The sequence below is a fragment of the Jeotgalicoccus huakuii genome, from assembly GCF_036665975.1.
Classification (GTDB): Bacteria; Bacillota; Bacilli; order Staphylococcales; family Salinicoccaceae; genus Jeotgalicoccus; species Jeotgalicoccus marinus.
On sequence record NZ_JAVIYN010000007.1, the window covers coordinates 1 to 20,837 of the forward strand.

The 20,837-nt window shown below is 36.8% G+C and carries 26 protein-coding genes and 1 pseudogene; 15 read left to right on the forward strand and 12 right to left on the reverse strand.

Features of this window, described 5'->3' with window-relative positions:
* The coding region (locus V6E76_RS04875) for an NAD(P)-dependent oxidoreductase (RefSeq protein WP_499797719.1) at nucleotides 1-512 on the forward strand (512 nt) is incomplete at its 5' end.
* A 60-nt stretch (nucleotides 513-572) separates the two neighbouring features.
* Here V6E76_RS04875 and V6E76_RS04880 read toward each other — a convergent pair.
* Nucleotides 573-1,331 carry an SDR family NAD(P)-dependent oxidoreductase gene (locus tag V6E76_RS04880; RefSeq protein ID WP_026865974.1) on the reverse strand — a complete coding sequence of 253 codons (759 nt, stop codon included), beginning with the start codon at nucleotides 1,329-1,331 and terminating at the stop codon, nucleotides 573-575.
* Between the two features lie 133 nt (nucleotides 1,332-1,464).
* On the opposite strand from V6E76_RS04880, the gene V6E76_RS04885 reads away from it, so the two are divergent.
* On the forward strand, nucleotides 1,465-2,001 hold the full coding sequence (locus tag V6E76_RS04885; protein WP_026865973.1) for a DUF1697 domain-containing protein: 537 nt from the start codon (nucleotides 1,465-1,467) through the stop codon (nucleotides 1,999-2,001).
* A gap of 48 nt (nucleotides 2,002-2,049) precedes the next feature.
* The gene (locus V6E76_RS04890; RefSeq protein WP_026865972.1) at nucleotides 2,050-2,544 is read left to right on the forward strand and encodes a dihydrofolate reductase; all 495 of its coding nucleotides are present in this window, start codon (nucleotides 2,050-2,052) and stop codon (nucleotides 2,542-2,544) included.
* A gap of 56 nt (nucleotides 2,545-2,600) precedes the next feature.
* Here V6E76_RS04890 and V6E76_RS04895 read toward each other — a convergent pair whose 3' ends face one another.
* On the reverse strand, nucleotides 2,601-3,275 hold the full coding sequence (locus tag V6E76_RS04895) for a TVP38/TMEM64 family protein (RefSeq protein ID WP_247350355.1): 675 nt from the start codon (nucleotides 3,273-3,275) through the stop codon (nucleotides 2,601-2,603).
* 135 nt (nucleotides 3,276-3,410) lie between these two features.
* Here V6E76_RS04895 and V6E76_RS04900 point away from each other — a divergent pair, with 135 nt between their 5' ends.
* A complete protein-coding gene (locus V6E76_RS04900) occupies nucleotides 3,411-4,505 on the forward strand; it encodes a DUF418 domain-containing protein (RefSeq protein ID WP_247350358.1) in 1,095 nt (364 codons plus the stop codon).
* 54 nt (nucleotides 4,506-4,559) lie between these two features.
* Here V6E76_RS04900 and V6E76_RS04905 read toward each other — a convergent pair.
* Nucleotides 4,560-5,243 (reverse strand): annotated as a pseudogene (locus tag V6E76_RS04905) (SDR family NAD(P)-dependent oxidoreductase).
* Between the two features lie 91 nt (nucleotides 5,244-5,334).
* Here V6E76_RS04905 and V6E76_RS04910 point away from each other — a divergent pair.
* Nucleotides 5,335-5,625: a hypothetical protein gene (locus V6E76_RS04910; protein ID WP_026865969.1), complete on the forward strand. Its 291-nt coding sequence runs from the start codon at nucleotides 5,335-5,337 to the stop codon at nucleotides 5,623-5,625.
* A 112-nt stretch (nucleotides 5,626-5,737) separates the two neighbouring features.
* Here the strand turns inward: V6E76_RS04910 and V6E76_RS04915 are convergent, their stop codons facing one another.
* From V6E76_RS04915 to V6E76_RS04930, 4 genes are all read right to left on the reverse strand, one after another.
* Nucleotides 5,738-6,115 (reverse strand): thiol-disulfide oxidoreductase DCC family protein, encoded by a 378-nt coding sequence (locus V6E76_RS04915; protein WP_026865968.1) that lies wholly within the window; start codon nucleotides 6,113-6,115, stop codon nucleotides 5,738-5,740.
* Between the two features lie 81 nt (nucleotides 6,116-6,196).
* The gene (locus V6E76_RS04920; RefSeq protein ID WP_198687184.1) at nucleotides 6,197-6,829 is read right to left on the reverse strand and encodes an NAD(P)/FAD-dependent oxidoreductase; all 633 of its coding nucleotides are present in this window, start codon (nucleotides 6,827-6,829) and stop codon (nucleotides 6,197-6,199) included.
* Nucleotides 6,830-6,988: 159 nt separating this feature from the next.
* Nucleotides 6,989-7,096: an FAD-binding protein gene (locus V6E76_RS04925; protein WP_156889122.1), complete on the reverse strand. Its 108-nt coding sequence runs from the start codon at nucleotides 7,094-7,096 to the stop codon at nucleotides 6,989-6,991.
* 86 nt (nucleotides 7,097-7,182) lie between these two features.
* Complete coding sequence (locus tag V6E76_RS04930) at nucleotides 7,183-7,566, reverse strand: RrF2 family transcriptional regulator (RefSeq protein ID WP_026865967.1); 384 nt, start codon at nucleotides 7,564-7,566, stop codon at nucleotides 7,183-7,185.
* A gap of 147 nt (nucleotides 7,567-7,713) precedes the next feature.
* On the opposite strand from V6E76_RS04930, the gene V6E76_RS04935 reads away from it, so the two are divergent.
* The gene (locus V6E76_RS04935; protein ID WP_026865966.1) at nucleotides 7,714-8,100 is read left to right on the forward strand and encodes a hypothetical protein; all 387 of its coding nucleotides are present in this window, start codon (nucleotides 7,714-7,716) and stop codon (nucleotides 8,098-8,100) included.
* Nucleotides 8,101-8,127: 27 nt separating this feature from the next.
* Here V6E76_RS04935 and V6E76_RS04940 read toward each other — a convergent pair whose 3' ends face one another.
* Nucleotides 8,128-8,514: a GtrA family protein gene (locus V6E76_RS04940; protein WP_026865965.1), complete on the reverse strand. Its 387-nt coding sequence runs from the start codon at nucleotides 8,512-8,514 to the stop codon at nucleotides 8,128-8,130.
* A gap of 150 nt (nucleotides 8,515-8,664) precedes the next feature.
* Here V6E76_RS04940 and fabF point away from each other — a divergent pair, with 150 nt between their 5' ends.
* Genes fabF through V6E76_RS04960 form a run of 4 tightly spaced genes read left to right on the forward strand, consistent with a single transcriptional unit; the run spans nucleotide 8,665 to nucleotide 12,072 of the window.
* Nucleotides 8,665-9,900 (forward strand): beta-ketoacyl-ACP synthase II, encoded by a 1,236-nt coding sequence (gene fabF / locus V6E76_RS04945; RefSeq protein WP_247350376.1) that lies wholly within the window; start codon nucleotides 8,665-8,667, stop codon nucleotides 9,898-9,900.
* Nucleotides 9,901-9,929: 29 nt separating this feature from the next.
* Nucleotides 9,930-10,811, forward strand: a complete 882-nt coding sequence (locus V6E76_RS04950) for a DegV family protein (protein ID WP_247350378.1) — start codon at nucleotides 9,930-9,932, stop codon at nucleotides 10,809-10,811.
* Nucleotides 10,812-11,798, forward strand: coding sequence for a phosphate acyltransferase PlsX (plsX, locus tag V6E76_RS04955; protein WP_051220432.1), 987 nt, complete (start codon nucleotides 10,812-10,814; stop codon nucleotides 11,796-11,798). It abuts the gene before it with no gap.
* Nucleotides 11,799-11,841: 43 nt separating this feature from the next.
* The gene (locus V6E76_RS04960; RefSeq protein WP_156889121.1) at nucleotides 11,842-12,072 is read left to right on the forward strand and encodes a glycine zipper domain-containing protein; all 231 of its coding nucleotides are present in this window, start codon (nucleotides 11,842-11,844) and stop codon (nucleotides 12,070-12,072) included.
* Nucleotides 12,073-12,175: 103 nt separating this feature from the next.
* Here V6E76_RS04960 and V6E76_RS04965 read toward each other — a convergent pair whose 3' ends face one another.
* Nucleotides 12,176-13,147, reverse strand: a complete 972-nt coding sequence (locus V6E76_RS04965; protein WP_342664959.1) for a YkvI family membrane protein — start codon at nucleotides 13,145-13,147, stop codon at nucleotides 12,176-12,178.
* A gap of 274 nt (nucleotides 13,148-13,421) precedes the next feature.
* Between V6E76_RS04965 and V6E76_RS04970 the strand changes: the two genes are divergently transcribed.
* The 3 genes from V6E76_RS04970 to V6E76_RS04980 are packed head-to-tail and all read left to right on the forward strand — an operon-like array spanning nucleotide 13,422 to nucleotide 15,455.
* Nucleotides 13,422-14,315: a MurR/RpiR family transcriptional regulator gene (locus V6E76_RS04970; protein WP_247350381.1), complete on the forward strand. Its 894-nt coding sequence runs from the start codon at nucleotides 13,422-13,424 to the stop codon at nucleotides 14,313-14,315.
* A 6-nt stretch (nucleotides 14,316-14,321) separates the two neighbouring features.
* Nucleotides 14,322-14,969, forward strand: a complete 648-nt coding sequence (locus V6E76_RS04975) for an HD domain-containing protein (RefSeq protein WP_247350384.1) — start codon at nucleotides 14,322-14,324, stop codon at nucleotides 14,967-14,969.
* Nucleotides 14,970-14,984: 15 nt separating this feature from the next.
* Complete coding sequence (locus V6E76_RS04980) at nucleotides 14,985-15,455, forward strand: peptide-methionine (S)-S-oxide reductase (protein WP_247350387.1); 471 nt, start codon at nucleotides 14,985-14,987, stop codon at nucleotides 15,453-15,455.
* A 320-nt stretch (nucleotides 15,456-15,775) separates the two neighbouring features.
* On the opposite strand, the gene V6E76_RS04985 is transcribed toward V6E76_RS04980, so the two are convergent.
* From V6E76_RS04985 to V6E76_RS04995, 3 genes are all read right to left on the reverse strand, one after another.
* On the reverse strand, nucleotides 15,776-16,909 hold the full coding sequence (locus V6E76_RS04985; RefSeq protein WP_247350389.1) for a trans-sulfuration enzyme family protein: 1,134 nt from the start codon (nucleotides 16,907-16,909) through the stop codon (nucleotides 15,776-15,778).
* A 121-nt stretch (nucleotides 16,910-17,030) separates the two neighbouring features.
* The gene (locus V6E76_RS04990; protein ID WP_026865956.1) at nucleotides 17,031-17,744 is read right to left on the reverse strand and encodes an aggregation-promoting factor C-terminal-like domain-containing protein; all 714 of its coding nucleotides are present in this window, start codon (nucleotides 17,742-17,744) and stop codon (nucleotides 17,031-17,033) included.
* 256 nt (nucleotides 17,745-18,000) lie between these two features.
* Nucleotides 18,001-19,569, reverse strand: coding sequence for a YhgE/Pip family protein (locus V6E76_RS04995; RefSeq protein WP_247350393.1), 1,569 nt, complete (start codon nucleotides 19,567-19,569; stop codon nucleotides 18,001-18,003).
* Between the two features lie 142 nt (nucleotides 19,570-19,711).
* On the opposite strand from V6E76_RS04995, the gene V6E76_RS05000 reads away from it, so the two are divergent.
* Together V6E76_RS05000 and V6E76_RS05005 are read left to right on the forward strand one after the other, a co-directional pair.
* Nucleotides 19,712-20,302 carry a TetR/AcrR family transcriptional regulator gene (locus V6E76_RS05000; RefSeq protein WP_026865954.1) on the forward strand — a complete coding sequence of 197 codons (591 nt, stop codon included), beginning with the start codon at nucleotides 19,712-19,714 and terminating at the stop codon, nucleotides 20,300-20,302.
* Between the two features lie 107 nt (nucleotides 20,303-20,409).
* Nucleotides 20,410-20,832 (forward strand): universal stress protein, encoded by a 423-nt coding sequence (locus V6E76_RS05005; RefSeq protein WP_026865953.1) that lies wholly within the window; start codon nucleotides 20,410-20,412, stop codon nucleotides 20,830-20,832.
* The last annotated feature ends 5 nt before the right edge of the window (nucleotides 20,833-20,837 follow it).

Genomic DNA, 20,837 nt, shown 5'->3' on the forward strand with positions numbered 1-20,837 from the left:
AAGTTGTAGAGAAAGAAATATTTGATATTACTTCAGAAGATTTACAGAACCTAGATGTTGTTGTTAACGCATTTGGTGCCCCACTTGGTGAAGAAGAAGCACACGTTACAGCAGGTCGAGCATTGATTGAAGCACTAAAAGGAACAGATACTAGAGCGATTATCGTTGGAGGTGCAGGTAGTTTATACGTAGACGATGCACAAACAACTAAAGTGATAGATACTCAAGATTTCCCGGAAATTTTTGTTCCAACTGCGAGCGGACAAGGTAGAAACCTAGAAGACTTACAGAATTCAGAAGGTATCACTTGGACATTCTTAAGTCCATCAGTTGATTTTAATGCAGAAGGTCCTAAAATAGGTAAATATGAAACAGGTAAAGATAACCTAATGGTTAACTCTAAAGGAAATAGTTACATTAGTTATGCGGACTATACTTCTGCACTTGTGGATGAAATTGAAGAACCTAAACATATAAATGAGCGTTTTACAGTAGTTGGAGAAGAAGAATAAGAAAAAAGTTAAAAGGCATAACAGAATTAAATCTGTTATGCCTTTTTGTATATAACATCACTAATCAGCCTGCATACCACCATCAACATTGTACATTGAGCCTGTAACAAATGATGCTGCATCAGATCCAAGAAAGTATGCAACTTTTGCTACCTCTTCAGGTGTACCAAAACGGCCAAATGGAATGCCTTGTTTAAGTGCTTCACCTGATTTTTCAGGTTCTCCCGGTGATAAGTTATTTTGAATATCTGCTAGCATATCTGTATCAATAGCAGCAGGTGCAATCGCATTGACTCTTATGTTATGCTCTGCTGCCTCTAATGCTGCAGTTTTAGTTAAACCTGCTACGGCATGTTTGGATGCGATATAGCCTGGCATGCCTGCAGAACCAATGTATGCCGCATTAGAAGCGGTATTAACAATGCTGCCATATCCTTGGTTCTCCATTTGTGGAATCACATGTTTTAAGCCGAGAAAAACACCAGTAGTGTTAATTGACATAATCGTATCAAACTCGCTCTTATCTAATTCTTTAATCGGCTTAAATGGACCATTAATTCCTGCATTATTATAGAAAATATCGATACGATCAAACTTTTCAATTGTTCGTGCGACATATTTTTTTACGCTGTCTTCATCTGTGACATCACCAACTATAAGTTCGATATTGTCACCACCGAGGTTATCCTTAGCTGCATTCAATGCTTCTTTTTTTAAATCTACTAGGACGACTGTATTACCGTTGTCTAAATGTTCTTTCGCAATAGCTTGACCAATTCCGCCGGCGCCACCTGTAATGAGCACAATCTTATCTGTCATTATTGCAATTCTCCTTTTTCATTTAGTAATTCAAGTATAGAAATAATTAGAAAGAATAATCAAAATATTAGCTTATTATTTTGGGTATAATAAATTGAAGTGTTCTAAGATACTCATTTTAAGGAGGACGATTATGAAGTATATCGCTCTGTTAAGAGGTGTCATGCCGACAGGTAAGAATAAGGTAATGATGGCAGATTTAAATGAAGTTGTTTCTAAAGCGGGTTACGATAACGTAACAACCTACATTCAAAGTGGCAATATCATTTTTGATTCTGATAAATCAGCAGAAGAAATTAGCAGTGATATTCATGAGACGATTAAGAATGATCTCGGGCCGGAATTACCTGTTATTGTGAAAACTGTTGATCAGCTTCAAATGATTGCAGATCACAATCCCTATAAAGAAGAAAAATATAGAAATAGCGTTGTTTATATCGCTACAAGTATGTCTCAAATAGATACTGAGAAACAAGGAGAAATACAGGCTCTGTCTAAGGAGGGAGAATATATCACTTTTACTGAAGAGGCGATATATTATTATTTGTCTAACGGTATGCATAATGCCAAGATTAATAACAATTTCTTAGAAAAGAAATTGGGAATTACACTAACTACACGGAATCAAAACACGATTGAGAAAATTATTGGAAGGGTAAAGACTAACTAATCAATGATGTAAAGTTGTAGATTAGAAATCTTACAGGAGTGATACTGTATGTTGGCATATGTATGGGCAGAGGATCAAAACAGACTTATTGGCAGTGGTGACAAGTTACCATGGAGATTACCTAATGACGTAAAGTTCTTTAAAGATATCACCATGCGTGGTGATGTTGTAACGGGGCGTAAAACGTATGAAACAATACCAAATAGACCTTTAAAAGATCGGAGAAATATTGTCCTCACCTCGGATGAAAACTATGTGGCTGAAGGTGCGATTATCGTTCATTCTAAGGAAGAGATATTAGAAATTGATAAACAGGAAGCACGTGATTTGTATATCATTGGTGGCGCTAAATTGTTCGAACTATTTGAAGATGAGGTGGATGAACTCTTCAGAACAGTGATACACGATACTTTTGAAGGTGATGTATATTTTCCAGAGTCATTTGATTACTCTAAATTCGAATTGGTTTGGAAAGAAGAAGGCATAGTAGATGAAAGAAACAAACATGAACATACCTTTGAGCAATGGCGTAGGAAAAAATGAAAAGTAATCCGTATGTTCTTTAAATAGTTAACATACGGATTTTATTTATTGATATATTAATTATCTTCACGTGCATTTCGCCAATAGCGATAAGACACCCAAGTTGATATCAGTACTAATACCCAAGCCCCTACTAATATGATGCCATTGAATAGTGATTGGTTGGCAGCGAAGGCACCGAGGGCAACCAAGGAGATTTGTCCTGGTATAGATGCAACAAAAGTTGCTGCTACAAATGCATACTGATTAACCCCAAGTGCACCTGCCTCATAGTTAACAGGCCAGTATGGTAGGCCTGGCATCAATCTTGCCGTACACATCGCTAAGAAGCCTGCGTTACTCAAGTATTTTTTAACAGTTGTCCCATGCCGACCCAAGAGTTTAAACGTGAGATCTTGTCCTGTAAGTCGGGCTAACCAGTAGCCAAGCCATGATCCAATCATCACACCTGTGAAGGAGAATAAACTACCTGCAATGACACCGTATAATGAGCCTGCAACAAGCGCTGGTATTGTTACGGGAATTGGTGTGATCGCAATGAGTGCTGTTATCCCTATAAAGACTAACCAACCAGCCCATCCATATCCTTGAATCATATCTCTTAATACGGCAGGTTCAGGCACATTGACATTAAAACTCAACCAAATTAATAGGCCGATTACACCTACTGTTGCTAATAAAGAGATGGTAGATCTTAAAGAAAACCCATCTGATTGTTCTTCTGGATTCATGAAATTTTCCTCCTTTCACAGGTATAAAGTAGTAATTATTATTAAGAATCTATTTTTATCTAACATTATATACTTCTGAAGTGACATTATAGTCACAGTTATTGTAAAGCATGTCGACATAAGTTACGATACATCTTGTTAAAAATTAAGAAACGAGATGAAAAAATGAATACTTTAAACAAGAGGATTGATGCTTTAGATTATTTACGTGGATTTGCCTTGTTAGGTATTATCCTAGTCAATGTTGGCGCAATCATCAGTGTACAGAGCCCGCATACTGAACTTGATATTCTATATAGAAAACTTTTAGATTTTTTTGTAGAAAGTAAGTTCTTTACCATCTTTTCGACATTGTTTGGTATAGGCTTTTATATTTTTATAAATAATGCAAAAAAGAAGTCTCAAAATATTTACATGTTGTACTTAAGAAGAATCGTTGTACTTGCAGTATTTGGTCTATTACACATGCAACTTCAGCCGGGTGAAGCGTTGCTTAGCTATGCGATTTTCGGATTAATATTACTCCTGTTCTCATTTTTGAAAAAGGAATTGAATGTAATCCTTGGCCTGATACTGTTAGTTGCTTGCCTGTACTTTGACGTGAAAATTCTGGCTGCACTTGCTTACTTTATACTAGGTTATGCATTTGCACAATATGGTTTAATCTATACATTTACAAAAGCGAAAAGAAAATGGCAGATTGTTGGTATCCTTTCTGGTTTAGCTAGTGTGGCAGCAGTCCTAATTATGCAATCATACTACGTTTTACCTCATATTGACTTAGTTGAACAAACAAGTCGAACATTTGAAGAGTACCCAGATCAAGTGAACTCATATAATCATATCGTATTTATGCTATCACCAGTGCTGACAATCTTTTATGCAACATTAGTGATCAGCTTATTAAACACTAATCTCGGAATGAAATTACTTTCGCCCCTAAAATATTACGGACGAATGGCATTAACAAACTACATCGGTCAAACAGTTCTAATTTGGCTAGCAGGTACAATATTTTTTGATGGACCAACTCGCCTTATTTACACACTATTCCTTTGCATAGGCATATATGTCATCCAGTTAATCTTTACCTACTACTGGTCGAAAGTCTTTAAGTATGGGCCTTTAGAGTACATTTGGAGATGCCTAACTTACTTGAAAATTATGCCGATGACAAATAAAGAAAGAGCAGTCAAAGACTGCTCTTTCTTTATTTGTCATCGGGTGTGACGGACTGATGATACAGGACTGCTGTATCAGTCAGCATCCGTCCCTAATTTATTATTATTGTGCTGTAAAGCCACCGTCGACAGTTAGGGTGTTCGCTGTCATAAATGATGAATCGTCTGATGCTAAGAATAAAGCAGCTTTAGCCATCTCTTCTGATGTACCTAATCGTCCGATAGGTGTGACATCTGATAGTGATTGCTTCATTTCTTCATGAATAATTGGTGTATCAATGAAGCCTGGGCATAAGGCGTTTACTCTAATATTTTCAGCGGCATACTCAACACCGAGAGAACGCGTTAAATTAATTACGCCACCTTTTGCAGCATTGTAAGCAGCACTACCGGCTGCACCAATCCAACCATACATAGAAGCTGTATTGATAATATTTCCGCTACCTTGTTTTCTGAATAAGTCGATTGCAAATTTCGAGAATAAGAATACTGCATCTAGGTCAACATTAACTGTCTTTCTATACTCATCATAAGATACTTCGTGTGTTGGTTTAGTTGCACCTATTCCAGCGTTGTTAAATAATATATCTACTCGACCAAATTTTTCAATTGTCGTATCAAATACCTTCTTAGCATCTGCTTCACTCGTTACGTCCGCTTGTACGAAAACTGTATCTCAACCGATTTCTTTTGCAACTGTTTGTCGTTTATTTTCATCAAGATCTACGAGCACGAGTTTAGCGCCTTCGTGGTTAAATAACTCTACAGTCTTAATATGTGATTTTATTCATATTATACAAAATATTTTCTAGAATACTAAGATTGCCCACTTTATATTCTGGGTACGTGAAAGTATACACCGAAGGGAGTTTTTATTCATGGAAATTAAGAATGTACAATTAGAAGCAATCCCTGATTTCGAGCATCAGCTTGGACTGGAAGACGTAAAATATTTAACACTATGTACTGAAGAAGGTATCTTTGCCCACTTAAAAGGGGTAGCGACAGAAAATGAAGATGAAATTGAAGTATCTTTTGGTTTTATAAATGAATTCAACGAAAGTATTGCTAAACAATTATATGAGAAGTTTATAGAACAAAATATTTCCGAGGAAATAGTGTTTGATCCAGCTAGTGAAGCTGAAGAAGCATTTGTTGAATCATTATAAAAATAAGCCGTACGTTGTAAGTCAACGTACGGTGTTTTTGATTGTTGGTATAACTAGAAACATAAGGATTATAAGCAACAAAAAACACCCCGCTCTCACGAGGTGCTCTGAATTAAGCTAGATACATAGCTCTAAATTTATCGTTCGACATCTTGCATTTATCATCTTTAAAAACTCGGTGACGATTTTTCGCAATCCATCTATAAAGCTTATCTCTTAAACTTTTCGGAACGATATGGGTAATGCTCACAATTTTGAATAATGGATGAAGTGCTGTCGTAAGTTGAATAACGGCATCGGAATAGTAGTACAATTGGTTATTATCTATAAATATTAGGCTGTCGACATTAGGATTTAAGTCCACATTCTCTATAGTCCACTGGCTATTGAAATCCGTAATATACAAGTTTTTATCTTTATTGATAAAAACAACGAACTGGATTAACCGACTGCACATGTTGCAGTCACCATCATAGATTAAGATTTTCATATAACCACCTTAAAGGTTCAAAATTCTCTTTACTTCATTCTAACAAATTAGTTCTAGACAGCAGACTAACTTGTTTTTACCTTACTTATAAAAGTCTTCTTTTAAACGTTTAATTATCATGAATTTCGCCACATCTCCACCATCGGCGGCAGCATTGATTAATGGTCTTGCAAAGTTAGCTTTAGTCTCCCCACTAACAAATAGCTCAGAAACGGAAGTTTCACCAAATTGATCTGTTATGATTTGCCCTTTTTCATCACGGTCTACATCTAGATTCTTAAGGGATTCATAATCTGTATCCCATTTCATGGAAGCAATCATGCCACCAATTTCTTCGCTTGTATTGTCTTCAAAGATTAAGCTTTCGACTTGATTATCTTGACCAGTCATCTCTGTAATCACAGCGTCTTTATAGGCATAACCTTTTGAGTCAAACAGCGCTTTAAGTTCTTCGGTCAACACATCATTTCCATTGGTACAGATTAATAGATCATCACTCCAATTAGATAGAAGCATGACAATATGGTCAATTGACATTTCATCCACCATTATAGCGATACGGCGATGTTTCATTTCATAGCCATCACACCATGGGCAGTAGAATACTGATTTACCATAAAACTGTTCGAAGTTTTTAATGTCCGGGTAAAATTCTCTTATTCCAGTTGCCAGAAGCACTTGTTTACTTTCGTAGCTTGTTTTTTCTGTCGTCACTTTAAAAACTCCATCTTCTTTGACGATATTCACTACACGATCTTCAACTGTTTCAACATCTTCGTATTTTACTACATCTGCTTTGGCACTTTGTCTAAACTCATCTGGTGATACGCCATCTTGTGTTAAGTAGCCATGTGATTCTGTCGTTACCTTGTTTCAAGGTTGGTTATTGTCTATGACTAAGGCTGCTGTCAAACCTCGTCCAAAATTTAATGCTGCACTTAAACCTGCTGGGCCACCGCCAACTATAATTACATCGTACATATTATTCCACCTTTATATATATTATAGAGTCTTTATATCCATTATAACTCGATTAAAAAAACGAACTGAAGAATCAAATCGTTTTTTTAAACTAAAGAAGCGATGCTTTTACTTTTTAATGATTGAATCATATCATTTTCAACACTCATCATTAAACGATTAATCTTACATTCATCACCATGATTAAAGCTGTCCTCTAAAAGAGAGGGGTGTCCATCAATTGCATGGATAATATCGTAGACTGAAATATCCTGCCAATCCTCTGGTAGAGAATAGCCACCTTTAGCCCCACTACTCGCTATGATATATCTTTGTTTAACTAATCGAGCGAGTATTTTTGAAAGGTATGTTGTCGATACTTTCAGTTTCTTAGATAGGTCTGCAACTGGGAATTTTTCATTCTTATCTTGTTGGCTAGCTAAAAAAGCCATAACATGTAATGCATAATCTGTTCCTCTAGAAAACTTCAAAGCCTTACGCTCCTTTATGGATATTATGAGTCTATAATAACGGTATAAGTTTAATGTTGCAAGGAAAAGATTTAAACTTGTTCATATTGAGTTCATATACGACCAGTACTATGTAGGTATTACTAAAAAAGAAAAAGGAGCATTTTTATGAAAAGTCCGGTTAAAATTCTCTTGGTTGCAGCAGGCTTATTCGGCTTAATTGGTTCAGTCATGGGTGCACATATGGCGGGATCTGGTTCATATGCACTTCGACCAATTCACGCCCATATTCTCGTTGTAGGTTGGTTAAGTCTATTTTCTTGGTCAGTCTTTTACCAGGTATTTAATGTGAAATACAATGGTCTTGCAAAATTCCACGTTTGGACTGCAATTATTGGAACGACAGGTCTAGTATTAGGTATGTTTGTTAACAATGTTGCTTCTCTCGGCTTACCAGAAGTCTTTTCATTGATTCTCTATATTGGTGGCGGCGTTACATTGTTACTCAGCTTTATTACATTTTTTGTACAGACACTCTTATATCAGTCTAAATAATAAAATACCGCCATCAGGCGGTATTTTTTATATCGCTCTATAACGTCTAAACGAAATATAACGGTTAATGACATACTGGACTAGTGTTGCAAACATTGTCGCGAATATTTTTACTAATATCGCATTCCATCCTAGGGTCTGATGGAAGAGAAAGACGAGTAGAGAGACAATAACAAAGCCTATGATCCCAGCACTTAAGAAAGAGATATAGCGTTTGAAAAATTTGCTGGAAGCCTTGAAATTAAAATAGTAGTTGATTAGGAAATTTGTCGTGACCCCGACAAACGTACTAATCAGATTTACAAGCTGAACATGAATATCTGTAAAAGTATACAGGATGTAAAACAGCCCTAAATCCAGCACACCTCCAACACATGCAATTAAAATATATTTAAAAAATTCTACTCTCTTCATCAACGACACCTACCTATATTTCGTTGAAGTATAGCATAATGAAGGCCAATTTTCTAAGGGATTGAAGTTATAAGTGGAATACTTGTCGTTATGATAGGATTACAATGTATATTAAAATGGTATCTATTAAAGGAATTGAAGGGATGAAGTATGGTGCGAGTTGTTGTAACGGGCATGGGTGCCGTAACCCCGATTGGTAATAACGTAAACGATATTTGGCAAAGTATTAAAGATAATAGGCATGGTATTGGACGTGCGACAAAAGTGAATCCAGAAGATTACAAAACGACACTTGCTGCAGAAGTTAAAAACTTTGATCCAGAGCATGTGATCAGCAGAAAAGACGCGAAAAGAATGGATTTATTTGCGCAATATGCTGTGGTAGCGGCTAATGAAGCGATTGATATGAGTGGTTTTACAGTTACTGAAGGGAATGCTTACGATGTAGGTGTCATCGTTGGTACCGGATCAGGGGGTTATCTCGCTATGGAGAATAATGTGAGAAAACTACACGATAAAGGTCCGAACAAAGTAGAGGCACTCTTTCATATCAAAACACCAGTCAATATGGCAGCTGCAAGTATTGCCATGCATCTCGGAATAAAAGGAGACTCAATGGCAGTATCATCAGCATGTGCGAGTGGCACTCACTCTATCGGTGAGGCATTTCTTAAAATCAAATCTGAACAGCTGACCGCTTGTCTTGCAGGCGGTGCGGAAGCGACGTTAAATGATTCTTCTTATAGTGGTTTCTCAGTCTTAAAAGCGATGTCGACAGAGTCGGATCCAGACCGAGCATCTCGCCCATTTGACAAAGAACGTGACGGTTTTGTTCCTGGTGAAGGTGCGGGGATTTTAATGTTGGAATCTCTAGAATCAGCCGAGGCGCGTGGAGCTAAAATCTATGCTGAGATTGTTGGTTATGGTGCGACAACGGATGCATACCATGTAACAGCACCTCGACCAGACGGGCATGCTACTGGTACAGCAATGAAAAAAGCAATCAAGATGGCAAATATCTCAGCTGCTGATATTTCATATATTAACGCCCATGGTACGAGCACACCAGCCAATGATTTAAGTGAAACGAAAGCTATAAAGTTTGCGCTTGGAGAAGCAGCTTATAATGTAGCTATATCTAGTACAAAGAGCTACGTGGGGCATATGTACGGTGCTTCTGGTGGTGCTGAAGCGGTAGTGACAGTTCAATCATTGATGCATGATTTTATACACCCTACACTAAACTTAAGGAACCATGACCCAGAATGTGATTTGGATTATGTACCATTAACTGGTCGTACTCAAATGATTCAATATGCACTCTCAAATTCCATGGGATTTGGTGGACATAATGGTTCTCTATTGTTCAAAAATTGGAATGATTAGAAAGAGATATTTTCTAGGAGGAATTGCGAATGAAGATAGCAGTACTTTGCGATAGCTCAGCTTATTTACCTCAGTCGCTCCGAGAGCGAGAAGATGTGTTCCAAGTTGACTTTACCTTAGCGCTCCCAAATGGTGAGGTAATTACAGAATCAACTGATGAAGTCCATTTAAATGCATTGTTTAAAACATGGATGCAGGATACAAAAAATCAACCTAAGACCTCTCAACCAGCGGTTCAAGACTATCATAGAGAATTTAGACAAATTATCGGAAAAGGTTATACCACTGTCATTGGAATATTTTTAAGTTCTAAAGTAAGCGGGACTTTTCAAACTGCCGAGGCAATTAGTGAAGAATATAGAAACCAGTTAACGATTCATAACATTGACTCTCTGGGGCTGTCAGTTAATATGGAACAGTTAATTATTCAACTCACAAAAATGATTGATGAGGATAAGCCCTATGACACGATTAAAGAAGCGCTCACATGGTTAATGACCTCGAGTTGTTTTTTTGCTGGACTTGAGAAAAGTGATCACTTTATAAAAGGCGGACGAGGAAAGTCTTTAAAACCTGTTGCAGAGAAATCCTTAAAAACCTTCCCAGTATTAGAATATGTACAGGATGATACACCTTTGTTAAGAGAAACATATCGGACTACAAAACAACGAAATAAGGGATTGGCTGAACTTGCTTTAGCTTACAGTAAAGAGTTTCCTAATCACCAAATACAAATCAGTATTGGACATACACTTTCAGAGCACAAGGCGCTCAAATTAAAAGCAGCAATTCAGTCAGTATTACCTGAACAAGTCATTCAAACTAGACTGATTGGTACAGCCTTTTGTTCTCACCTCGGTCAAGGTGCCCTATCACTCGGTTTCATGCCAGTTTTTAAAGAGGTGGACTAGATGATAAAGATTGCAGTTGATACAGTAGGCGGAGATTTTGGAGTCAATACAACAGTCTATGGTGCTTGCCTAGCTATGGAAGAACAAAAAGACCTCAGCTGTCTATTTTTTGGTTCACCTCGTGAAATCAAGGCAGCTCTCCCTGAATTTTCGGACATGAACCGTGTAAAAATTATCGAGTCGAATAATGAGATTACAGATGATGATCATGCATTAAAAGCAGTCAGAAGAAAGCAGAACTCTGCTTTAGTTCGAGGTATAAAGGCCGTCAGTGAAGGACAGGCAGATAGCTTTATATCTGCAGGATCTAGCGGTGCAATCTATCTTGCCAGTATGTTTTATATTGGAACTATTGAAGGTATAGAACGTCCGGCAGCAGTCTCTATATTACCAACGGTCTCTAAAGAATCACCATACTATCTTTTGATTGATGCTGGTGCGAATATTGCGAGTAAACCGAAGTATTTAAGTGATTATGGTAAATTTGGTAGTGCGATTGCTAAACAATTACTTGGCGTGACAGAACCAAGAGTGGGACTTTTAAATATTGGTACCGAACCATCTAAGGGTGATGATTTTAGGAAGGCCGCCTATGCTAATCTAGAAAATGAGCAGACTATCAATTTCATAGGAAATGTAGAACCGACAGATATTTTAAAAGGTACGAATGAAATTGTACTGACAGACGGCTTTACTGGTAACATTCTGCTGAAATCCGTAGAAGGCACTAGCCAAATATTATTGAATGATTTATTGGCAGTTATAACTACAGAAGAATCGTTGGATAAGAAGACATTAGCCGTGGTCGAACGTGCTATTCAACAGAGGGTTAATAGATTCACCAATGAAGATATCGGTGGTGGTTTTATCTTGGGAATTAAGGCGCCAATTGTAATCACACACGGCTCAGCTGATGAGAAAATGTTTAAAAACAGTGTATTAACTGCAGCACGTTTAGCAGTGAACAATGCGTTTAAAGATTATTGATGGTACTATGGAACTAACCAAACAATGTGGGGAGGCTGTATTCTTGGATAATGAAGAGAAAAAGGACCCTCAGAATGAACATGAGAGCGGCTTGAACATGCAGTGGTTTGCGATAGGAATTGCTTTTGGGCCTGTGATTGGGATGTTTATAGGTATATTTATTGATAATCTTGCCTTAGGAGTTGCCTTGGGTATGCCCGCTGGTATCTTATTAGGCGTTATTATGGGAGCGATTGACCCCAAAGGTGAAAAAAATAAGAATAATAGTAAATGAATAATGATATGCTCCCCCTAAGTAGACACTTAAAAAAGTAAAAACTTAAGGGGGAGCTTTTTTTGAAATCAAATATAGTGCACACAACTAGTGAATTATTATATTACATTAATTTTTTCTTACTTGTCTTGTTTGTAATCCATCTAATGAGTAAGGCTAAGGTAATAAATAGACCGATATAACCAAACAGTGGATAGACAGTATTTACTAAGTCAGCAAAGCCTACAAAGCTAAATAGATAGCCTAATATTAGTAAAATGAATAGTAAGAGTCTATATGGTTTACTATTTGGAGCAGTAAAGCGATTTAGTAGTGGATATAACATACCCACACAGCTGTTAAAAATGACGGCAACCATTACGGTAGCCATTGTATACATTAATACGGGATGGATTTGTTCTGCCATGAGTAGAGTCGGTAATTCAACCGTATTTGCTTCTTGGATATTACTTAAAATACCTGCCACCATTATTAATAGTAATACTGAGAAGATAACTCCGCCGTATAAAGCACCACGTCGAGCAATTTTATGTCTGTCTGCTTCTGCACCGACGATAGTTAAGAATGAAAAACTGTTACCGATAATTAAACCACCATATGTGATAGCGTCCCACCACCAAGATCTTGTAGGTGTGGTAAAAATATCAGTGTGTTGGTTTACCTCACTGAATGGTACGCTCGGATTTAAAATATTATAACCTGCAATAACTAATACTGTTATTACGAGTAAAGGCGTGACTGCGCCTAATATAGAAAGTATGCTGTCGAATTTAACTTGTAATACGACAAATAAGAGTAACACAATAATAAGTGATCCGAGCCAGGTTGGTACACCAAAGCCATCATAAAAGGCTGCTCCACCACCTGCAATCATTATTATAGTTGTTCCATAAAGGAAGAAAATGAGTAGGTAATCAATGATTCGACCTACTATAGGACCAAACATTGCATTTAAAGATATGTCATAAGATTCCGCTTCGAGTCGATAACCGACTTTTGCAACTTGTCTTGTTGCAAAGATAACAATGAGTCCGGAAATTATAGCTCCAACAAGGCTGAACTTTCCATAATTCACAAAAAACTGTAGGATTTCTTGTCCAGTTGTAAAACCTGCACCTACGATAAAACTGAGATAAGCAAAAGCAATTCTGATAGAGTCTTTATTAGCAGTGCTGATAATATTCCTCCTCTAGAGTTTTGAGTCAACAATAAATTATGTTAACATACTTTAGTTATAAATAAAGTATGATAAGCCAAATATTTTTATTTTGGTGGATATCAAACCATTTTATTATGCTATAATTTGATACTAAACGTGGTTATGTACCCATGAACATGGAGGTGTGGATATGGATGACAGAACTATACTGGACTATTTAATAGAGAATAAGAGTAAAATGACAAAGAAACATCAGGCTATTTGTGATTATCTATTAGAAAATCATTCAGAAATTAGTATGATGTCAGTAAAAGAATTTGCACAAGAAGTGGGTGTTGGAACAACTACAGTCTTACGTTTTACTCAAGAATTAGGATATAGTTCGTTTTTTGATTTAAAGAAACAGTTCTTTGAAATTCACAAAACCTATGCATCCAAGTGGAGTCGTATTCAATCGTCATTTGATGTGGATCAAGACGAAAACTCTGATAAGTTGATTGAAGATATTTGGAGTGAAAATATTAGTGTATTAAAGCGTACTTTAACACCACAACTTTTAGACAGCTTACATGTGGCTGTAGATCTATTAGTTGAAAGTAAGCATATTCATCTTGCTGGATCAAGACCTTATAAAGCAATGGCGATGTATATGGAAGCTTTACTAACAGAATTTGAACCTAGAGTACATCAATTGTCTATGGATATAGATAATATTTTAGACCGATTAATATTACTTAATCATGAGGATGTTATTGTAGTTATTGCCTTCTCTCCATATTCCAATCGCATGATAGATGTTGCGGAGATTGCCCATAAGAACGGTATTCCAGTGATTCTTATTACAGATGAATTATCAAATCCGATCAGTCAGTATGCCAAAATTATAATGAAGGTAGATACCAGTACCAAACACTTCACTGTAATTTCTTTAGTGACATTAATTGAAGCAATCGTTGTTGAATACGGTAGTAGGCTCGCACCCCAATCAGGTGATAATGTAGAGACATTAGCTGATTTATTAAAGGAAAAGTCTTACTTGACCGGTGTAGATTTAAATTTAAACTCTAAAAAATTTAAGGGGTAAAACTTTATGAAAGCAAACATCGCCCTCAAAGAAATTGAGGACTGGGTAAAAAACCAACTCATACATGAGACAACTGGCCATGATTGGTATCACATTGAAAGAGTGACGAATCTGAGTAAAGAATTGCTGAAGTCTGAAAATGCAGATACCTTTACTGTAATCGCTGCTTCCCTTCTTCACGATATTCCTGATGAAAAATTAGAGGATGACGTTGAGGCCTCAATGAAAAATATAAAAGATTTTTTACTAAGTCTTGATATTGAGGAAACAGTTATCGATAAAATTCTAACAATCATTAGCACAATATCATTTAAAGGTGGTCATGGTGATAAGCTGACATCTATGGAGGCATGCATTGTTCAGGATGCCGATAGACTGGATGCTATTGGGGCAATCGGCATTGCGAGAACCTTCCAGTACGGCGGTGCGAAGGGGCAAGCTATGTATGACCCAGAGGTAGAAGTCAGAAACGATATGAGTGCAAAAGAGTATAGAAAAGGAAACTCTACATCTATCAATCACTTCTATGAAAAACTGTTACTATTAAAGAATAAACTGAACACTGAACGAGCTAAAGAAATTGCACAAGAGAGAGAAGACTTCATGAAATTGTTTCTGGACCATTTCTTTAAAGAATGGAATGGTGAGTTTTAAAGGGGGGTGTAAACTATGGAAACAGTATATCTAGCTGGTGGTTGTTTATGGGGTGTACAAGCCTTTGTAAAAACACTTCCGGGAGTTATACATACAGAAGCAGGACGCGCGAATGGTTCTACAAACACATTAGAAGGTGATTATGATGGTTATGTAGAATGCGTGAAAACGGAATTTGACCCTGATGTCACCTCCGTATCAGATTTAATGAATTTTCTTTTTGAAATCATTGATCCGTTTAGTATTAATAAGCAAGGCGTCGATGAAGGTCCTAAGTACAGAACTGGTTTTTATAGTGAAGACATTGAACATCTAAAGGAAGCTAAAACTTTTATAGAGGTTCGCCATGACCGAGACGAAATTGCGGTAGAAGTTGCTCCGTTATTAAATTATGTAAAAAGCAGTGAAGAACATCAGGATAGATTAGATCATTACCCTAACGATTATTGTCATATTCCACGGGCACTATTGGAAAAGTATAAATGAATTGAAAATACGACCAGGGTATGCACTGCTTTTGAAATATCATGATCTGGAATTAAGACTTCTGTTTCAAGTGGTAGAGTGATTTGGTTCATGTTATAATGTTTATACATAAGATTCCTCTTTTCTTTGTTTGTGTCGTAACTACATTGTATCTGAGGGTCTTATTTTTTTGTAGCGATATCGTATATTTTCATATAAAAAAGCGCACTTGACTTCTTGGGGAGTAGCGTCTGCGTGAGACTACAGGCTCACGCGACGCCCCAGAAAAGCAAGTGCGCTTTTTGATTTAGAGAGGGACTTATGTCCCAGCCCCTATTTTATTATATTTGTTTCAGAGCTTGATTTAAGTCTGCTTTGATATCTTCTACGTTCTCAAGACCTACTGATAATCTTAGGAGACTGTCAGGAGAAATCGTTAGTTCTTTTTCAACAGACGCACGGTGCTCAATGTAAGAATGCGTACTGCCTAAACTTGTTGCTTGAACAATCATTTCTACACTATTAGCAACCTTCAGAGCGTCATCTGCCCCACCCTCAACTTCAAAGGATAAGAGTCCGCCAAAGCCGGACATCTGTCCCTTAGCGATATCATGACCTGGATGATTATTTAGTCCAGGATAATGAACAGCTTTAACCTTGTTGTGAGATTCTAAAAATAGGGCCACATCCAAGGCATTTTTAGCATGTGCATGGACTCTTAAAGATAAAGTTTCTATACCACGAAGTGCCAACCAGCATTCAAATGGAGATGGGACCCCACCTTTATTGGCTTGATGGAGTCTCATATTCTCTAACATTTCACTGCTTTCTTTCGCAATAACTGCACCTAGGAGCACATCACTATGACCACCAATGTATTTTGTAACAGAATGGAGTGAAAAATCTGCACCTAAGTCAAGTGGTTGTTGGAAAACAGGTGAAGCGGTCGTATTATCCACTACGGTAATCGCACCAACACCCTGAGCTAAGGATACGACTTTTTTAATATCAGTGATATTTATTTGTGGATTAGACGGTGATTCAATCCATACTATACCTGTTGGTTTCTCATTGATTGCGGTTTTAAGTGCATCGCCATCAGTCATATCGATAGTAACTATGTCGAAGCGCTGTCCAATATCCGTCTTTTCTATTAATAATTTAACACCGAAATACATCTCGTTAGGTAAGACGATTCTTTTAGGATACTTTTTCGGTAAAGATTCAATGACTGCGGTTATTGCTGCCATACCAGAAGAGAATGCGATTGCATCATAACCGTTTTCTAAGGCGGTCAGACATTCTTCAAGGGATCTTCTATTTGGATTTTTACTGCGGCTATACATTGTCTCATTAATATATCCACCATCAGCTTGTCTTTCGTAGGTCGAAGATAGGTGTATAGGTGCTGTTACAGCACCAGTATTTGGGTCAACACTACGACCAACATGTATTGCTTTTGTTTCAAAGTGCATGCTATCCCCTCATTTCTTTAGATGAAATCATTCTACACTTTATTATCTGAATAATCACTAAAAGCTGACAAAAAAGAGACTCCAGATCATCTGGAGTCTCTTTGGTTATATAATGGTGATCTTACCACCAATTGTTTGCATTACGGAATTGGATAGCGTTATCGATTGAACCATAACGTCTTTCAGCGTAGTCAAGCATACCTGCAGTTTGATCTGCTACTGAACCAGTTCCCCAAGATTCTTTAGTTTGACCAAGACCTTGGTAGCCGTTTGGACTTACTGCGTTCGGGTTACCACTTGATTCTGGAAGAACAATGTTATTCCACATAGCTTCAGTACCACCTGCAGCTAAGAATTGTGATTTAGTTGAACCATTTGAAGATGAAGTAGATTGAGTTGGAGCAGGAGCTGCTGGCTCAGATACTTGTTGTTGTGTTTCTTGAACTTCAACTTCTTCTACAGCAGGTGCTGCTTGTTGGTTTTGTGTGTTGTAGTTAGTGTTGTTTGTTTGTTCAACTTCTTGAACTTCTTCTACTTTAGGTGCTTCTACAGTTTCGTTAGTGTAGTTAGTCGCAGTAGCGTTACCGTTAGCACTGTATGCCCAAGAGTAGTTCGTTCCATCTGAAGTAAAGTCATAGTTCACATTGTTTAATGTGAAGTTGTAGTCATATGCACCTTCATGGATTGGAGCTGCATTTAATTCAGCTGGGTTATTTTGAACTGTTTGTGCAAGTTCTTCTTTATTGATTGATGATGCATCTACGTCTTGATCTGCTACTACGCCTGTTACGCCTAAACCTAAAGCTAATGATGTTGCTAATATTGTTTTCTTCATTTGTTTTCTTCCTCCAAAAAAATAATTCTAAAATTTCAATGCCTATTCTTTAACTGTCGTTCTGTCGACATGCACTGTATTTTTTACTGTCTCTCTAGGACAGTTACTAATGTATCACATAAATTGATTACGTATGTTACAACGCAATAATAATGCAATTACAGTTAGAGACAGCTTTGTAACATTGAAATATTCCTGTATTATTTCAGACTATTGACATTAGGATGTCAAAAATTTGGGAAAGAATTTCTGCTTACTATCCTTCAAAACGACTCATCTTATTGATTTTTTCTTCATATGCAGGGAATTTATCTTTTAGCCAAAGTACGAGTAGGATCACCAAGAAAAGAACGATTGAAATCACTGCTAGATAAATGATTACTGTAGAGAACTCTACGTTGAATGCTTGATTAAATATCGCATCTTTAAAGCCTGAAACAATAAAGGCCATTGGTAATACATCGAAGAGTGATTGATAGAAATTATTAGCAGTTTCTATTGGGAAGGTACCGCCACTTGATGATAGTTGGACAATGAGTAAGACAATACCGAGAAACTTACCAAAGTTACCGAATATGGTAACCATTGTCGCAATGATTATTATGGACACTAATGACCACATAATCATGGCAAAGTAAAATCTCCAATGACTGTATATATCAATCTGCATAATCCAAACAATTGTTGCATAAAGCAAACTTGAAATCAGTACGGAGTGAGAGATAAATAATAACCCACGGCTAATCCATCTTGAGACTACGGAAGCTTCCTTATCAAAAATTTTGTTGATAGGGTAAACAACGTTAAACGTTATTGCACCGATAAATAAGCTGACTGCAACAACCAATGGTGCAAATCCTTGAGCGTAGTTATCAGTTTCCACTGATGTTTCAGTTGTCAGTTCAATCGGATGTGTAATTGCATCGGCACCTTCTGATGTAAATACTAGGCCAGACTCATCCATGCGATTTTGAAGTTCTTGGAATTGGCTCTGAACTTCCTGTAAGCCACCAGATAGTTGTTCTGAACCAGCTTTCAATTCACTTACACCACTGTTCAGTTGACCGATACCGTTATTAAGATCACCTGCACCACTTTCTAACTGACTTTGTGCACCAGTAATAGGTTGAGCGTAATTACCGAGTAAGGCTGATGCTTGATTGAGTTGACTAGAAAATTGTTGTTCACCACTATAAAGCGTATTTGAACCTTCTTGTAGTTCTGCTGTAGAACCTTGAAGTTGTAGAAGTCCCTGATCTAGGGCAACCGCACCTTCAGTCAGTTCATTAATGGCTTGTTCAGCTTCGCCGCTACGATCAGATACTTGAGCAATTTCATCAATTAAACTAGAAGTATAAGTACTAGTAATCTCAGTTTGTATATTCTTCTCTAATTCTGAACCTGCTTGTTGAGCCATAATTGATCCGATAAAGTTATAGCCTGGATTTGTGTGAAGTGTGAGGTTTACTTTTTCTGGTTGTTCACTTAATAAAGAAGCAGCATTATCTGATGCATCTGATGGAATCACTAGATAACCATAAGCATCCCCACTCTGTACTGCTTCTTTTGCTTCATCAAGTCCTGTAAACTTCCAATCGAACCGATCGTTGTCCGACAGTTCCTCTTCAATATTGGAACCTATATTGATATCCTCTGTACCTTCATCTTCATTTACTATATGAAAGGCCATATCTCCTGTACGATCATAGGGATTCCACATTGCGCCGAGAAAAGTTAAGGAATAAATAACGGGGAATAAAGAAACGAAAAATAAAGTCGCTATTAATAAAGGTTTCTTAAATATAAATTTAAAATCTTGAAACATTAAATCATCCTCTTTTTTTATGGTAGAATTATCATACACTGTGTACAATAACCCATTATATGTACAAAACAATATTATTCAATAGTCGATATTCACTAATGTGTAAGATATCCGACACTTTGCCTAGAAAGGTTGATTAAAATTGAAAAAAGATTTAAGAGTACAAAAAACTCTCCGTGCCATAGACCAAGCTATGGTGGATTTACTCAAAGACAAATCGTTTGAAAGTATTACGATACGGGATATCAGTCAAGCAGCAATGATTAACCGTGGAACATTTTATACTTATTATAGAGATAAATACGAAGTAATTGCAAGCTATCAAAGCCAAATGATTAAAGATATTGATCGTCTTTTGTATGAAAATATTAGTGGAGAAAGTCTCAATCTACTAAATGACCAACAGCTTCAGGAGACAATCGAAGGATTTTTTAATTATTTAAAGGATAATAGAGAAAGGGTCATGGTTATTGCAGCTGGTCTTGGTACAAGCGCCCTATCTGAATATTTTTCTCATCATATGTTTGACTTTTATAAAGTAAAAAGCCAAGAGTTTGGTGTAGAATTTGAAAGTGAAGTCGATGAAGAATACCTGATTACTTACATGATACATGCTCATATGGGGCTCTTATTTAAGTGGTTGACTGATGGTTGTGTAGTGCCCGTTTCGAAAATGGCAGATTTTATCGAAACATTTACTGTTAAAGGCGTATTCAAAGCTGTTGGAATCTGATATGCTTTTTGTCAATTCTATGCATATTATTAATTCTATAAGGGAAGATAATAAATGATGCCTAGAAATAGTTTTATACTTATAGAAATATATAGGGAGGTGTAGGTATGTACAAAAATATTTTATTACCATATGATTTTGGGAACTCTTTTGACAACGTACCTAAGGAGCTAGAAAAGCTAACGAATCCAGATGAAGCGTATATGATCACTATTTTTAATGTCATTACTGAAAATGAAATGTCCAGTGATGTGAAGTTTAATGGTAAACGTTTCAATGAGATTGTCGAAGAGAAAAAGAATTTGCTAAAATCTTTTACAGATGAATTAGATAAGCTGAATCTTAACTATGAAATCCGTTTTGAAGTTGGTCGTGTTATTCCTCAATTGCTAAAGGAAATTAATGCCCATGACTACGATATGATAGTGATGAGTAATAAACGATCTAAAAGAGATATCAAGCATGTTCTTGGCCATGTGACACACAAAATTGCAAAAAGAGTCAACGCACCTGTGATGATCGTCAAATAAGTAAA

Bases quoted from the DNA above. Each gene is read 5' to 3' on its own strand.
- V6E76_RS04925 (WP_156889122.1), bottom strand. From the start codon at position 7,096: ATGTACGATGTAATTATAGTTGGCGGTGGCCCAGCAGGTTTAAGTGCA.
- V6E76_RS04885 (WP_026865973.1), top strand. From the start codon at position 1,465: ATGAAGTATATCGCTCTGTTAAGAGGTGTCATGCCGACAGGTAAGAAT.
- plsX (WP_051220432.1), top strand. From the start codon at position 10,812: ATGATAAAGATTGCAGTTGATACAGTAGGCGGAGATTTTGGAGTCAAT.
- V6E76_RS04950 (WP_247350378.1), top strand. From the start codon at position 9,930: ATGAAGATAGCAGTACTTTGCGATAGCTCAGCTTATTTACCTCAGTCG.
- V6E76_RS04980 (WP_247350387.1), top strand. From the start codon at position 14,985: ATGGAAACAGTATATCTAGCTGGTGGTTGTTTATGGGGTGTACAAGCC.
- V6E76_RS04935 (WP_026865966.1), top strand. From the start codon at position 7,714: ATGAAAAGTCCGGTTAAAATTCTCTTGGTTGCAGCAGGCTTATTCGGC.
- V6E76_RS04995 (WP_247350393.1), bottom strand. From the start codon at position 19,569: ATGTTTCAAGATTTTAAATTTATATTTAAGAAACCTTTATTAATAGCG.
- V6E76_RS04970 (WP_247350381.1), top strand. From the start codon at position 13,422: ATGGATGACAGAACTATACTGGACTATTTAATAGAGAATAAGAGTAAA.
- V6E76_RS04880 (WP_026865974.1), bottom strand. From the start codon at position 1,331: ATGACAGATAAGATTGTGCTCATTACAGGTGGCGCCGGCGGAATTGGT.
- V6E76_RS04895 (WP_247350355.1), bottom strand. From the start codon at position 3,275: ATGAATCCAGAAGAACAATCAGATGGGTTTTCTTTAAGATCTACCATC.
- V6E76_RS04910 (WP_026865969.1), top strand. From the start codon at position 5,335: ATGGAAATTAAGAATGTACAATTAGAAGCAATCCCTGATTTCGAGCAT.
- V6E76_RS04915 (WP_026865968.1), bottom strand. From the start codon at position 6,115: ATGAAAATCTTAATCTATGATGGTGACTGCAACATGTGCAGTCGGTTA.
- fabF (WP_247350376.1), top strand. From the start codon at position 8,665: ATGGTGCGAGTTGTTGTAACGGGCATGGGTGCCGTAACCCCGATTGGT.
- V6E76_RS04890 (WP_026865972.1), top strand. From the start codon at position 2,050: ATGTTGGCATATGTATGGGCAGAGGATCAAAACAGACTTATTGGCAGT.
- V6E76_RS04940 (WP_026865965.1), bottom strand. From the start codon at position 8,514: ATGAAGAGAGTAGAATTTTTTAAATATATTTTAATTGCATGTGTTGGA.
- V6E76_RS04975 (WP_247350384.1), top strand. From the start codon at position 14,322: ATGAAAGCAAACATCGCCCTCAAAGAAATTGAGGACTGGGTAAAAAAC.
- V6E76_RS04990 (WP_026865956.1), bottom strand. From the start codon at position 17,744: ATGAAGAAAACAATATTAGCAACATCATTAGCTTTAGGTTTAGGCGTA.
- V6E76_RS04985 (WP_247350389.1), bottom strand. From the start codon at position 16,909: ATGCACTTTGAAACAAAAGCAATACATGTTGGTCGTAGTGTTGACCCA.
- V6E76_RS05005 (WP_026865953.1), top strand. From the start codon at position 20,410: ATGTACAAAAATATTTTATTACCATATGATTTTGGGAACTCTTTTGAC.